At 71.5% G+C, this 13,095-nt stretch carries 14 protein-coding genes; 5 read left to right on the plus strand and 9 right to left on the minus strand.

The window, feature by feature from the left end:
* The first annotated feature begins 80 nt into the window (after positions 1-80).
* Complete coding sequence (locus JYK18_RS35050; protein ID WP_206807678.1) at positions 81-1,100, plus strand: aldo/keto reductase; 1,020 nt, start codon at positions 81-83, stop codon at positions 1,098-1,100.
* Here the strand turns inward: JYK18_RS35050 and JYK18_RS35055 are convergent.
* The 4 genes from JYK18_RS35055 to JYK18_RS35070 form a co-directional block, all read right to left on the minus strand.
* Positions 1,097-2,371 (minus strand): RNA polymerase sigma factor, encoded by a 1,275-nt coding sequence (locus JYK18_RS35055; protein WP_206807679.1) that lies wholly within the window; start codon positions 2,369-2,371, stop codon positions 1,097-1,099. The two genes, JYK18_RS35050 and JYK18_RS35055, sit on opposite strands and share 4 nt — an antisense overlap.
* Complete coding sequence (locus JYK18_RS35060) at positions 2,368-3,369, minus strand: YafY family protein (RefSeq protein ID WP_206807680.1); 1,002 nt, start codon at positions 3,367-3,369, stop codon at positions 2,368-2,370. The genes JYK18_RS35055 and JYK18_RS35060 overlap by 4 nt, the downstream gene beginning before the upstream one ends.
* A gap of 112 nt (positions 3,370-3,481) precedes the next feature.
* The gene (locus JYK18_RS35065; protein WP_206807681.1) at positions 3,482-5,740 is read right to left on the minus strand and encodes an excinuclease ABC subunit UvrA; all 2,259 of its coding nucleotides are present in this window, start codon (positions 5,738-5,740) and stop codon (positions 3,482-3,484) included.
* Entirely contained in the window at positions 5,740-6,576 is an 837-nt protein-coding gene (locus tag JYK18_RS35070) for an NAD(P)H-binding protein (protein WP_206807682.1), read from the minus strand. The genes JYK18_RS35065 and JYK18_RS35070 overlap by 1 nt, the downstream gene beginning before the upstream one ends.
* A 75-nt stretch (positions 6,577-6,651) precedes the next feature.
* On the opposite strand from JYK18_RS35070, the gene JYK18_RS35075 reads away from it, so the two are divergent.
* Complete coding sequence (locus JYK18_RS35075) at positions 6,652-7,434, plus strand: TetR/AcrR family transcriptional regulator (RefSeq protein ID WP_206807683.1); 783 nt, start codon at positions 6,652-6,654, stop codon at positions 7,432-7,434.
* Here JYK18_RS35075 and JYK18_RS35080 read toward each other — a convergent pair.
* Genes JYK18_RS35080 through JYK18_RS35090 form a run of 3 tightly spaced genes read right to left on the minus strand, consistent with a single transcriptional unit; the run spans position 7,422 to position 10,531 of the window.
* Entirely contained in the window at positions 7,422-7,958 is a 537-nt protein-coding gene (locus tag JYK18_RS35080; protein WP_206807684.1) for an NADPH-dependent FMN reductase, read from the minus strand. The two genes, JYK18_RS35075 and JYK18_RS35080, sit on opposite strands and share 13 nt — an antisense overlap.
* A 16-nt stretch (positions 7,959-7,974) precedes the next feature.
* Entirely contained in the window at positions 7,975-9,528 is a 1,554-nt protein-coding gene (locus JYK18_RS35085) for an MFS transporter (RefSeq protein ID WP_206807685.1), read from the minus strand.
* 34 nt (positions 9,529-9,562) lie between these two features.
* The gene (locus tag JYK18_RS35090) at positions 9,563-10,531 is read right to left on the minus strand and encodes a YafY family protein (RefSeq protein WP_206807686.1); all 969 of its coding nucleotides are present in this window, start codon (positions 10,529-10,531) and stop codon (positions 9,563-9,565) included.
* Between the two features lie 54 nt (positions 10,532-10,585).
* Here JYK18_RS35090 and JYK18_RS35095 point away from each other — a divergent pair, with 54 nt between their 5' ends.
* The gene (locus JYK18_RS35095) at positions 10,586-11,242 is read left to right on the plus strand and encodes an alpha/beta fold hydrolase (RefSeq protein WP_206807687.1); all 657 of its coding nucleotides are present in this window, start codon (positions 10,586-10,588) and stop codon (positions 11,240-11,242) included.
* Here the strand turns inward: JYK18_RS35095 and JYK18_RS35100 are convergent.
* Positions 11,230-11,403, minus strand: a complete 174-nt coding sequence (locus tag JYK18_RS35100; protein WP_206807688.1) for a hypothetical protein — start codon at positions 11,401-11,403, stop codon at positions 11,230-11,232. The genes JYK18_RS35095 and JYK18_RS35100 overlap by 13 nt on opposite strands.
* A gap of 25 nt (positions 11,404-11,428) precedes the next feature.
* Between JYK18_RS35100 and JYK18_RS35105 the strand changes: the two genes are divergently transcribed.
* Both JYK18_RS35105 and JYK18_RS35110 read left to right on the plus strand, forming a co-directional pair.
* Positions 11,429-11,947, plus strand: coding sequence for a CGNR zinc finger domain-containing protein (locus tag JYK18_RS35105; RefSeq protein WP_206807689.1), 519 nt, complete (start codon positions 11,429-11,431; stop codon positions 11,945-11,947).
* A complete protein-coding gene (locus JYK18_RS35110; RefSeq protein WP_206807690.1) occupies positions 11,944-12,540 on the plus strand; it encodes a VOC family protein in 597 nt (198 codons plus the stop codon). The genes JYK18_RS35105 and JYK18_RS35110 overlap by 4 nt, the downstream gene beginning before the upstream one ends.
* On the opposite strand, the gene JYK18_RS35115 is transcribed toward JYK18_RS35110, so the two are convergent.
* Complete coding sequence (locus tag JYK18_RS35115; RefSeq protein ID WP_206807691.1) at positions 12,527-13,072, minus strand: hypothetical protein; 546 nt, start codon at positions 13,070-13,072, stop codon at positions 12,527-12,529. The genes JYK18_RS35110 and JYK18_RS35115 overlap by 14 nt on opposite strands.
* Positions 13,073-13,095 lie beyond the last annotated feature (23 nt).

The following is a 13,095-nucleotide window of genomic DNA, read 5'->3' on the forward strand; positions in this document are numbered from 1 at the left end:
TGCTTCCTTGTATTCCTTCGTCTATGTCTTCCTTCTCGGTCCTTCTTGACCGCACATAGTCAAGCTTGAATAATCAAGCCATGACCACCATGCGATACCGCCTCCTCGGCCGCAGCGGCGTGCGAGTGTCCGAGCTGTGCCTGGGCACGATGATGTTCGGCTATCCCGGTCTCGGCGTGGCGACCGCCGCGGAGGCCGCGGGCGCGCTCAAGCTGTTCGCTGAGGCGGGCGGCAACTTCCTCGACACGGCCGACCGGTACGCCGGCGGCGAGAGCGAGCGCGTGGTCGGCGAGCTGATCCGCCCCGACCACGACCGCTGGGTGCTGGGCACCAAGTACGGCCTGAGCAGCGATCCGGCCGACCCCAACGCCGGTGGCACGCACCGCAAGAATCTCCGGCGCGCGGTCGAAGCCAGTCTCGACCGCCTCGGCACCGACTACCTCGACCTCTACTGGGTGCACATCTGGGACAGCTACACCCCGATCGAGGAGGTGGTGACCGCCCTCCACGACCTCGTGCGCGCGGGCAAGGTCCTCTACCTGGGCATCTCCGACACACCCGCGTGGCTGGTCGCGCGGGCGGTGACGATCGCCGAGGAGCGCGGGCTGACCCCCTTCTCGGCGATCCAGGTGCCCTACAGCCTGGTCGAGCGCACGGTCGAGCGGGAACTGCTGCCCATGGCCAAGGCGCTGGACCTGGCGGTAACCGGCTGGGCGCCGCTCGGCGGCGGGCTGCTGACCGGCCGCTACGGCTCCGACCGCGAACGCCCCGCGGACGGCCGTCGCGCCGGAAGTGCGGTCGACGACCGGGAGCTGGCCATCGCCGACGCGCTCAACACCGTCGCCGAGGCACGCGGGGCGAGCGCGAGCCAGGTGGCCCTCGCGTGGGTTCGCGCGCAGCAGCAGCCGGCGCTGACCATCCCGATCGTCGGCATCCGCAACGAGAACCAGCTCGCCGACAACCTACGGCTGATCGACCTCGAACCCGAGGAACTCCGCACGCTCGACGAGGCGACGGCCCTGTCCCCCGAGTTCCCGCACGGCTACGACGGCGAGCGCTACGCCCACGGCGACGCCGTCGTCGACTACCACCGGCGCTAGCTCGGCACCTCTCCCCTGGCGCAGGCGGCGGCGCGGTCGGTGAGCAGCGTGCGTTCCCGTTCGTTCTTGGTCATGCCCGCGGCGCGTTCGAATTCGGCGCGGGCCTCCTCGAACCGCCCGAGCTTGGCCAGGAAGTCACCCCGGACCGACGGCAGCAGGTGGTAGTTCTTCAGCGACGACTCCGACAGCAGCGGGTCGACCAGGGCGAGCCCGGCGGCCGGGCCGAAGGCCATCGAGTGCGCGACCGCCCGGTTCAGTTCCACCACCGGGGAGCCGGAGGTGGCCGCGAGTTCGTCGTAGATCTCGGTGATCCGCTTCCAGTCGGTGTCCTCGGCGGTGCGGGCGCGGGCGTGGCAGGCGACGATCGCGGCCTGCAGCCCGTACGGTCCGAGCGGCCCGCCCGCGGACTCGGCCCGGTCCAGCGCGTCGAGCCCGCGCCGGATGAGCATCTGGTCCCAGCGGGTGCGGTCCTGGTCGAGCAGCAGCACCGGTTCGCCGTTCGGGCCGGTGCGGGCGCGGGCGCGCGAGGCCTGGATCTCCATCAGCGCGACCAGCCCGTGCACCTCGGGCTCCTTGGGGGTCAGCTCGGCCAGTACCCGGCCCAGCCGCAGGGCCTCCTCGCACAGCGCCGGGCGCATCCAGTCGTCGCCCGCGGTGGCGGAGTAGCCCTCGTTGAAGATCAGGTAGATCACTTCGAGCACGGAGGCGAGGCGTTCGGCGCGCTCGGACTCCTCGGGGACCTCGAACGGCACCTTGGCTTCGGCCAGGGTGCGCTTGGCCCGGACGATCCGCTGCTGCACGGTGGCTTCCGAGGCGAGGAAGGCGCGGGCGATCTCCTTGGAGGTGAGCCCGCCGAGCATGCGCAGCGTGAGCGCGACCCTGGCCTCGGTGGTCAGGATCGGGTGGCAGGCGGTGAACACCAGGCGCAGCAGGTCGTCACCGATGTCCTCGCCGTGCAGCACGGCGTCCTCGGGCGCGTTGGGCGCGTCGGTCTCCAGGTCGTGGCCGAGCACCTCGATCTTGCGTTCGAGGGTTTCGCGGCGGCGGATCTGGTCGATGGCCCGGCGTTTGGCGATGGTCATCAGCCAGGCCCCTGGATTGCGCGGCACCCCGCTTTCCGGCCACTGTTCGAGCGCGGCCACGAGCGCGTCCTGGGCCAGTTCCTCGGCCTGGCCCACATCGCGCACCAGCCGGGCGAGCCCGGCGATCAGCCGTGCCGCTTCGATCCGCCAGACCGCCTCGATCGCGGCGTGCGTTTCGGTAGCCGTCATGGGGAAATCACAGCACTGCCCGCTTCGGCGTCGCAACCTGCCCCGCGGGTGAGCCTGGCGGAGATCTCCCGGAGGTGGGTGAGGAGCTCGGGTGGGCCGTGCGCTTCGAACTCGCAGCCGAGCATGATCAGCCGCGCGGCCAGCCATTCCAGGGTGTCGCCGTAGCCGTGCAGGCGGCAGCTGTGCTCGTCGATGGCTTCGAGGTGGTCACCGGCGTCGCCGAGGCGGGCGCGGGCCTGCTCGATCGGCAGGTGCAGGGTGGCTTCGGCTTCGTAGGTGGGCACGAGCGAGTACATCTTGCTGGTCAGGTAGGTGGCCGCGTCCTCGGCGGGCAGTTCGCGGGCCTGCGCGCGGGCGCCGGTGGCGAACGGCTCGCTGATGCGGTCGGCGCGGTAGATCCGCCAGCCGTCGCGGTCGAGGTCGTAGGCGACCAGGTACCAGCGGCGCCCGGCGGAGACCAGCCGGTGTGGTTCGGTGTGGCGCTTGCCGTCGGTGCCCTCGTTGGTGACGTAGGCGAAGCGCAGCCGTTCGCGGTTGGCGATGGCGGCGGCGATCGTGGTCAGGACCGCGGGATCGACGGTCTGGGTGCCCGGGGCCAGTGCGGGCACGGTGGCGCCGCTGAGCGCGCCGACGCGGTAGCGCAGCCGCGAGGGCAGCACCTGTTCGAGCTTGGTCAGCGCGCGCACGGACGCCTCTTCGATCCCGGCGATCGCGTTGCCCGCCGCGGTGCGCAGGCCCAGCGCGATGGCGACGGCCTCCTCGTCGTCGAGCAGCAGTGGCGGGAGGGCGGCGCCGGCGACGAGCCGGTAGCCGCCTTCGGCGCCCATGCTGGCCTCGACCGGGTAGCCGAGGTCGCGCAGCCGGTCGACGTCGCGGCGGATGGTGCGCGGGCTGACGCCGAGGCGTTCGGCCAGCTCGCTGCCCGGCCACTCCCGCGGGGTTTGCAGCAGGGACAGCAGGCTGAGCAGCCGAGCGGTGGCAGGCTTCGCGTCGGTCATGACGTTCAGCCTGCCACCCCTCTAGGACCACACCTGACCTAGATCGGCCAAGTCAATGCTATGAGTGGGGCATTACTTGCATTCAACGCAAGTAATGCCCCACTCATAGCAATCAGGTCGCCGACAGGTCCTGGCGCAGGAAGTCCGCGGTGTAGGAGCCGGTGGCCTCCAGCAGCGCCGCCGGTGGGCCCTCGAACAACACGGTCCCGCCGCCGCTGCCGCCTTCGGGGCCGAGGTCGACGATCCAGTCGGCGTTGCGGATCACGTCCAGGTTGTGCTCGATGACGATCACCGTGTTCCCCTGGGCGACCAGGCGTTCCATGATCTCCAGCAGGTGCCCGACGTCGGACATGTGCAAGCCGGTGGTCGGCTCGTCCATCACGTAGATCGAGCCCGCCTTGTGCAGTTCGGTGGCGAGCTTGATGCGCTGGCACTCGCCACCGGACAGCGTGCTCAGCGGCTGCCCCAGCTTCAGGTAGTCCAGCCCGACGTCGTTGACCGCGCGCAGCACCTCGCGCAGCTTCTTCTCGGTGAAGAACTCCACCGCCTCGGCCGCGGTCATCTCCAGCACGTCGCTGATCGACCGGCCGCGCAGCTTGTGCTCCAGCACGTCCTCGGAGAACCGGCGCCCGTCGCAGATCTCGCACACCGACTTGAGCCCGTCCATGAACGCCAGGTCGGTGTAGATCACGCCGAGTCCTTGGCAGTTCTCGCAGGCGCCCTTCGAGTTCGCGCTGAACAGGGACGGGCTGACGCCGTTGGCCTTGGCGAACAGCTTGCGGATGCCGTCGAGCAGGCCGGTGTAGGTGGCGGTGTTGGACCGCCGGGAGGTGCCGACCGCGGCCTGGTCGATCACGATCGCGTCCGGGTGCTCGGCCAGGAACGCGTCGTTGACCAGGGAACTCTTGCCCGATCCGGCCACCCCGGTGACCACGGTGAGCACCCCGGCGGGGAACTTCACCGTGACGTCCTTGAGGTTGTGGCTGGTCGCGCCGGCCACGGTGTACCAGCCCGACGGCTGCCGCGGCGCGGTCTTGAGCGGCAGCCGGTTGCGCAGGAACCGCCCGGTCAGCGTGTCGGCCCCGGCCAGCTCGGCGACGCTGCCCTCGAACACCACCTCACCCCCGCGCGAACCGGCGTGCGGGCCCATGTCGACCACGTGGTCGGCGATCGCGATCACGTCGGGGTCGTGCTCCACCACGAGCACGGTGTTGCCCTTGTCCCGCAGCTTGACCAGCAGTTCCTTGAGCCGGTGCACGTCGCGGGCGTGCAGGCCGACGCTGGGCTCGTCGAAGATGTACATCATCTCGGTCAGGCTGCTCGACAGGTGCCGGACCATCTTGATCCGCTGCGACTCACCGCCCGAGAGCGTGGTGGTCTCCCGGTCCAGGCTGAGGTAGCCCAGCCCGATCGCGACCAGGTTCCCGATCCGGTCGACCAGGCTGTCCAGCACCGTTTTCGCGGTCGGCACCTCCAGCTTGCCCAGCAGGGTGACCAGCTCACCGGCTTCCATCGCGGTGAAGTCGGCGATGTTGTAACCCTCGATCCGGCAGTCGAGCGCGGCCCGCACGAGCCTGGTGCCCTCGCACACCGGGCACACCCGCGAGGTGACGAACCGCAGGAAGATCTCGCGGTTGCGGTCGGACATGCCGTCCTTCTTGATGTAGAGCCGGGTGAACCGGTCCACCAGGCCCTCGTACTTGGCGTTCATCGAGCCGCCCTGCCACTGCATGACGAGCTTGCCCTCGCCGTGCAGCAGCTGCTGCCATTCCGCGTCGTCGTAGTCGGCCAGCGGTTTGTCGTTGTCGAAGCGCCCGGAGCCGGTGTAGGTGCCCAGCACCCAGCCGCCGACGGCGAAGTCGGGGTGCTGGACCGCGCCCTCGTTCAGCGACTTCGACCGGTCGAGGAACTTGTCCAGGTCCAGCTGCACGGACCGGCCGAGGCCCTCGCACTCCGGGCACATGCCCTGCGGGTCGTTGAAGGAGAAGGCGTTGGAGTAGCCGGCGTGCGGGGTCCCGGCGCGGGAGAACAGCAGGCGCAGCAACGGGTTGATGTCGGTGATGGTGCCCACGGTGGACCGGGAGTTCCCGCCGAGGCGCTTCTGGTCGATGATGATCGCGGCCGAGATGTTCTCGATCGCGTCGAGGTCGGGCTGGCCGTAGCTGGGCAGGAAGTTGCGCGCGAACGCGGTGAAGGTCTCGTTGAGCTGGCGCTGGGCTTCGGCGGCGATGGTGTCGAACACCATGGACGACTTCCCGGAACCGGAAACCCCGGTGAACACGGTGATCTGCCGCTTCGGCACGCTCAGCGAGACGTTCTTGAGGTTGTTCTCCCTGGCCCCGGTGATCTGGATCTGGTCGGGCTGCTGCATCAGCGGAACGCTCCGGCGTTGTCGGTGGCCCATTGCTGGAAGGTGGTTCCCGGCTCCCCCATGAGTTCTTCGTAGCCGGGTTCGGGGATTTGCGGGTGTTCGGTGGCTTCGGCGAACCCGTCGAGCAGCCAGTCGGCCACCTCGGCGGGGATGCCGTAGTCGAGCCAGACCTGGCGGTGTTCGGCCCTGGTCAGTTCGTGGAACCGGATCTCGGTGCCCAGCGCGGCGGCGATCGCGGCGACCTGGCCCGCCTGGGTGATCGACTCCGGTCCGCTGAGGGTGATCTTGCGGTGGCTGTGCCCGCTCTCGGTGAGCACCTTGGCCGCGACCTTGGCGATGTCGCGCAGGTCGATCGGGGTCTGCGCGGCGTCGGGGTAGGCCGAGCTGACCGTGGCACTGGCCCGGATCTCCTCGGCCCAGCCCAGCGTGTTGTTGGCGAAGACCCCCGGCCGCAGGAAGGTCCAGTCGAACCCGGCGGCCTCCACCGCGCGCTCGACCTTGATGTAGTGGGCTCCGCTGGAGCCCTCGCGTTCCTCTTCGTCGGCGTTGCTGCCCGACAGCGCCACGACGCGGCCCACGCCCGCCTCGCGCGCCAGCTCGGTGAACTCCCCCACCGTGTCCGGCAGCGGCGCCAGGTACACCGCGTCGACCCCCTTGAGCGCCGCGGGCAGCGTCGCCGGCCGCCCCAGGTAGCCGGTGACCACGTCCACCCCCTCGGGCAGCGCCGCCTTCTCCGGGTTCACGGTCAGCGCCCGCACCGGCGCCCCCAGTGCCACCAGCTCGTCGACGACCAGTCGGCCGACGCTGCCGGTGGCGCCCGTGACCAGAATCGTCACTGTTCCCCACTCCTTTTCGTATGCCGTACGAGAACGACCTAGCGTACACCATACGGGAATGTAGGATCCAGTGCCGTGACGGTTGAACACAGTGGTGGTGGCGATCCGGACCGCAGCCTGCGGCTGCTCTGGCGGGACCGGCACGCCGAGCCCGAGCCGGCCAGGGGCCGCAAGCCGCGGCTGAGCCTGGAGGCCATCGTGGCCACGGCGATCCGGGTGGCCGACGCCGACGGGCTGGGCGCGGCGTCGATGCACCGGGTGGCCAAGGAGCTGGGTGCGGGCACGATGACCCTCTACTCCTACGTGCCCGCCAAGGACGAGCTGATCGACCTGATGGTGGACGAGGCGCTCGGCGAGGACGGCCTGCCCGGGCCCGGCGAGCCGCGGCCGGCGGGCTGGCGCGCGCAAGTCGGGCTGTACTCCGAGCGCACGCGCCAGGCCTACCGGCGCCACCCCTGGCTGCGGCAGGTGTCGATGACGCGCCCGGCGCTCGGGCCCGCCGTCATCCACCGCCAGGAGTACCTGCTCTCCACGCTCGCCGGGATCGGGCTGACCCACCGGCAGATGGCCGCGGCCGCGGCGAGCATCGCCACCTTCGTGGAGTCGAACGCCGCGGTCGAGGCCGACACCGCGTACCTGGAGCGGGTCACCGGGCAGAGCACCGACACCTGGTGGCACCAGCGGCAGGTGTTCTGGGACGAGTTCTTCGACCAGGCCGCCAACCCGACCATCGTCGAGGTGTGGGAGCACGACGGGTTCGAGCTCGGCGCCCAGGACGCCGCCGCGGAGGCCTACGACTTCGGCCTCAACCGGCTGCTCGACGGGATCGAGGCACTGGTGGCCCGTCAGCTGCCGTAGGCGTGCGTGGCGCGGGCGGTGCGCAGGGCCCGCGCCCACCACACCAGCTGGCCGAGCAGGACCGCGGCGGCCTCGTCGACCGACTTGGCGTCCTTGGGTTCGCCGTCGGGGGTGAACTGCCCGGCGGCGCCGTGGAAGCTGACCGTCTCGCGCACGGTGACCGCGTGCAGTTCGGCCAGGACCACACGCAGGGCCTCGACCGCGCGCAGGCCGCCGGAGAGCCCGCCGTAGCTGACGAACGCGACCGGTTTGCCCCGCAGTTCGCCGCCGACGGAGTCCAGCGCGATCTTCAGCGGTCCGGGGAAGCTGTGGTTGTACTCGGGGGTGATCACCACGACCCCGTCGGCGGCGGCGAGCCGCCGGGACAGTTCCTCGCCGGGGTACGGGATCTTCGCGAGGTCGACCGGGTCCACCGCGAGCTCGGGGTGGAGCGCGGCCCGTGCGGTGAACCAGTTCGCCACCACCGGCGCGAACCGTCCTTCCCGGACACTCGCGGTGAGCACGGCGATCTTGAGCTGGGACATGGCAGAACCCTTCTGGTTACGGGGAAACGCGGGTGTCTTCGGCGGGGGCGTCCGGCCGGACGTGGCGGAGCAGGACCACCGCGAGCACGGCCAGCCCGGCGGTGATCGCGGCGCTGATCCAGGAGTTGACGTGGAAGCCGTCGGTGAACGCGGACCTGGCCGCGGTGAGCAGTTGCTCGGCGGTGCCGGCGGGGAGTTCGGCGGCGATGGTGACCGCGCCGCCGAGCGTGTCGTGCGCGACGGTGGCCAGTTCGGGCGGGATGCCGGCGGGTGTGCCCTCGGTGACGCCGATCCGATAGACGGCGGTGCCGATGCTGCCGAGGATCGCGATGCCCAGTGCCATGCCGAGTTCGCTGCCGGTCTCCGACAGCGCGGACGCGGCGCCGGTGCGCTCGGGTGGCGCGGAGGCCATGATGAAGTCGGTGGTCACGGTCATCGCCGGGCCGAAACCGAAGGACAGCAACGCGAATCCGGTGACCACCGCGCCGATGCCCGATCCGGGTTCGGTGAAGGTGAGCAGGACGAACCCGGCCACGGCCAGCACCATGCCGCCACCGAGCACGTAGGGCGCGCGGACCCGGCGGACGATGGCCGGGGCGAGCATGGTCCCGGCGACACCGGCCACTGTGGACGGAACGGTCCACAGCCCGGCTTCCAGCGGGGACAGCCCGAGCACCAGCTGGAGGTACTGGGCGACGAAGAAGAAGCCGCCCGCGACGCCGAACACGGCCAGCGTCTGCACGGTGATCGAGGCGGTGAACCCGCGGTTGGTGAACAGCCCGAGGTCCAGCAGCGGTTCGCGCAGCGTGCGCTGGCGCCGGACGAAGGTGTAGAGGACCAGCAGCCCACCGGCGAACGCGGCGGCGGCGAGCCAGCCGAACCCGGCCTCGGCGAACTTCTTGAGCCCGTAGACGGTGGCGAGCATGCCGATCAGCGACAGCGCGACGCTGAGCGGGTCCACCCCGCTGGCCCCGTCGTTGCGGCTTTCCGGCAGCAGGACGGGCCCGACCACCAGCAGGAGCAGCATCACCGGAACGCCGAGCAGGAACACCGAGCCCCACCAGAAGTTCTCCAGCAGCACGGCGCCGAGCAGCGGGCCGAGCGCGCTGCCCGCGGTGAAGCTGGTCATCCACACCGAAATGGCCACGGTGCGCTGGGCGGGGTCGTGGAAGAGGTTGCGGATCAGCGACATGGTCGAGGGCATCAGCGTCGCGCCGGCGATGCCGAGCGCCGCGCGCGCCGCGATCAGCATCTCCGCGCTGGTGGAGAAGGCGGCCACGGCGGAGGCCACGCCGAACGCGGCCCCGCCGATCAGCAGCAGGCGGCGCCTGCCGATCTTGTCCCCCAGCGTGCCCATGGTGATCAGGAAGCCGGCGATCAGGAAGCCGTAGATGTCGTTGATCCACAGCAGCTGGGTGCCGGTCGGTTTGAGGTCCGCGCTCAGCGCCGGGACGGCCAGTCCCAGCACGTTCATGTCCAGCGCGATCAGCAGGGTGGGCAGGGCGAGCGCGGCCAGTCCCAGCCACTCCCGCCTGCCCGCCTTGGGTGGTGCGTGCTCGTGTGCGGTCATGCGGCCGACGGTAAAACCTAAACCATAGTCGAAGTCAACTTTTGTCCGGTTCGGCCAGCGCGGCGGTGCAGCGGGCGGCGAGTTCGGCCACGGCGGCACGCAGTTCGGGGCCGCCCTCGACGCGGAACGGGAAGGGCGCGGTGGATAGCCATTCCTGCGCGTACATGGCCGGATTCCGGGTGCTGCCCACGAGTACGCAGCCGGTGGCGGCCGGTTCGAGCCTGCCCATCGGCGGGCGCGCCCAGGCGCGGACCCGCTCGATCGGCGCGTCGAAGGTGACGCGGGTGGTGAACCGCCAGCCGGTGCCCAGGTGTTCTTCCAGCACGGCCACCGGGTCCAGATCCTCGGGTGGGGTGAAGGTGTGGCGGGTGCGTTCGGCCGCGCGCACGCGGTCGATGCGGTAGGTGCGGGTCGCCGCCGCGCGGTGGGAGTGGCACAGCAGGTACCAGCGCCCGTGCCGGGCGACCACCGCCCACGGGTCCACTTCGGACACCCACGGTTCGCCGCGCTCGCCGCGGTAGGTGAGCACCACGCGGACGCGGTCGGCCACGGCGCCGACGAGCGTGCTGGTGAGCAGCGGGTCGGGACTGGTGGCGTAGCGGTCGGGCGCGGCGGCGGCGTGTTCGCGCAGGGCCGCCGCTTCCCGGCCGACACCCTCGGGCAGCGCCTGGATGACCTTGCCCAGCGCACCGCCCACCGGGTCGCCGGGTGACGCGGCGCCCGGCCTGCCGTCGAGCACGGCCATCACCAGGCCGAGCGCTTCGGCTTCGGTGAACACCACCGGCGGCAGCCGGGTGCGGCGGCCGAGCCGGTACCCGCCGTGCGGGCCGCGCACCGACTCGACCGGGATCCCGGCCTCACGCAGGATCTCCACGTACCGGCGGGTCGCGCGTGGTGTCACGCCCAGCCGTGAGGCCAGTTCGGCGGCGGGGACCACCGCGCGGGACTGCAGGACCTCCAGCGCGCGCAGCACCCGGGCGGTGGGACTCGGTTCGGCGGACACGTCCGGAGAGTAGAGGAAGCAGAACGTCCGCTACTGGGTTTAGCGTGACCGGTCATGGAGATCTTGCTCATTCCCGGCCTGTGGCTGGACGGTTCGGCCTGGGACGACGTGCTGCCCGAACTCACCGCCCGCGGGCACCACCCGGTGCCGCTCACCCTGCCCGGCGACACCCTGGACGACCACCTCGACGCGGTACTGGCCGCGCTCACCGGTCCCGCGCTGGTGGTGGGGCATTCGGCGGCGAGCACGCTGGCCTGGCTGGCCGCGGACGCCCGGCCCGACCTGGTGGCCGGGGCCGTGTTCGTCGGCGGTTTCCCCGCGCACGACGGCCGGGCTTACGCCGATTTCTTCCCGGTGGCCGACGGGGTGGTGCCGTTCCCCGGCTGGGAACCGTTCGACGGCCCCGATTCCGCCGACCTGGACCAGGCCGCCAGGGACCGGTTCACCGCGGCGGCGATCCCGGTGCCCGCCGGGGTCACCGGGGGCGTGGTGCGCCTGCGCGACGAGCGCCGGTTCGACGTGCCGGTGACCGTGGTGTGCCCGGAGTTCAGCCCCGACGAGGCCCGGGAGTGGATCGCCGCCGGGGACGTGCCCGAACTGGCCAAGGCGAAGAACGTGCGCTTCGCCGACCTCGATTCCGGGCACTGGCCGATGTTCACCAGGCCCGCCGAACTCGCCGCCCTGCTGGCCGAGGCCGCTCACCCCGCCTGAGCCCCGCCGGTCGCGCCGACCAGGCGCCCGTCGAGGCGGACCAGCCAGGTGCCGCAGACGCACCGGCGGTAGCAGAGCGTTCCCTCCCCGGTGCGGTGCCGGGAATCGGGGGTGGTCTCCTCGGCGGGCCAGCCGCAGCGAGGACAGCGTTCGACGTTCATGGCGTCAGCGTGCTGTAATGGTTCAGTGCACTTCAACCCTTACGGCGGTTCCGCGGCCCAGGTGGCCGCCGGACTGGTCAACCTGGGCCACGCCCCGGCCGGGGAACTGGTGGCGATGATGCGCGCGTGCGGGATGACCCTGCGGCGGCTGACCGCGGCCGAGGCGGCCGCCGTCTCGGACTGGGGCGACCGGCTGCGCCCGATCTTCTCCGAGTCCGATGTGGACAAACGGGTGGACCTGGTGAACGAGTTGCTCGCGGATTCCGCGTGCCGCCCGTTCATCTCCCGTCACGACGGGCTGGCCGCGCACCTGCACTACGCGAGCGAGGAATCCGGTGCGCTGAGGCGGTTGCAGGCCTACACCGCCGGCGGGCTGGCGCACCTGGTGTGCGAGGAACCCGAGCGACTGGGCACCTGCGCCCGGGAGGGTTGCGACGTCGTCTACGTCGACACCTCCCGCAACGGGCGGCGCCGCTTCTGCACCACCCGCTGCGCCACCCGGGTCTACGTCGCCGACCACCGCGATCGGCTGCGTGCCGGATGAACCTCCTCGATCACGTCCTTTGGGGAGTCCGCGACCTGGGCGCGGCCACCGACCGGCTGCGCCACGAATGGGGCCTGGGCACCGTGCCCGGCGGTTCACCGGCGCCCGGGGTCACCAACGCGGTGGTTCCGCTGGCGCCGCCGGTCTACCTAGAACTCGTGGCCGCCACCGACCCCGGTGCCGGGGAGGCCGCCGCGGGCCTGGCGGCCGCGACCGCGCTGGGCGATCGGCTGTTCACCTGGGCGATCGAGCCGGACGATCTCGACGCCGAGTCCGCCAGGCTCGGCCTCGAACCGTCGAGCGGCGGCGGGGACACCGGGCGCTGGCGGTTGCTCGGCGAGGTCGAGCCGGAGCGGCCGTTCTTCATCGAATACGACGTCGCCCGCGCCGATCGCCTCGACGGCTGGCAGCGCGCCTACGCCCGGGCGGCCCACGACTGCGCCCCCGGTGAGGTGACCTTCCTGGAGGTCGCCGGTGACGGGCTGTCGCGGTGGACCGGTGAGGTCGACGTGCCGCTGCGCCTGAGCGACGGCCCGCCACGCCTGGCCGCGATGGGGATCGCCACCGCCCGGGGCGAGATCATCCTGCGGTGACGCGGCCGAGCCGGATCGCCGAGACGAGGAAGAACACCCCGCCGAGGGTGGCGTAGCCGGCCAGGTTGACCAGCGAGGCACCCGGCTGCGCGGCCTGCAGGAAGAAGGACGTTCCGGCGATCGTGGAGATGCCGCCGCTGAGGATCATCGCCCACTGGCCGCCCAGCTTGCGGCGGCTGAGGCCGACGGCGAGCTGGGTAAGGCCCGCGACCACGGCCCAGATCCCCCACACCCGCAGGACCGCCGGGATACCGGACGCGGACGCGACGGCGAGGCCGGCCGCGGCCAGCCCGCTCAGCGCGATGTTGACGTACAGGCCGGTGGTGGCGCGGGACGAGCGGACGTCGACGACGGCGGCCGCGACGTCGAACAGCGGGTACAGCACGAGCAGCGCGATGCTGACCGGCCCGAGCTGGGACGCGGTGGTGAGCAGCAGGCCCGCCCACACGATGGCGAAGCCGAAACGGGCGAAGTACAGGCGTCGCAGGGCGGGCGCCACGGTGTCGGGGGTGGCGAGGGTACTGGTGCTCACGGGGTGCTCCTCAGCAGGTGGGT

It is taken from the genome of Amycolatopsis sp. 195334CR, assembly GCF_017309385.1.
In the GTDB taxonomy this organism is placed as follows: Bacteria; Actinomycetota; Actinomycetes; order Mycobacteriales; family Pseudonocardiaceae; genus Amycolatopsis.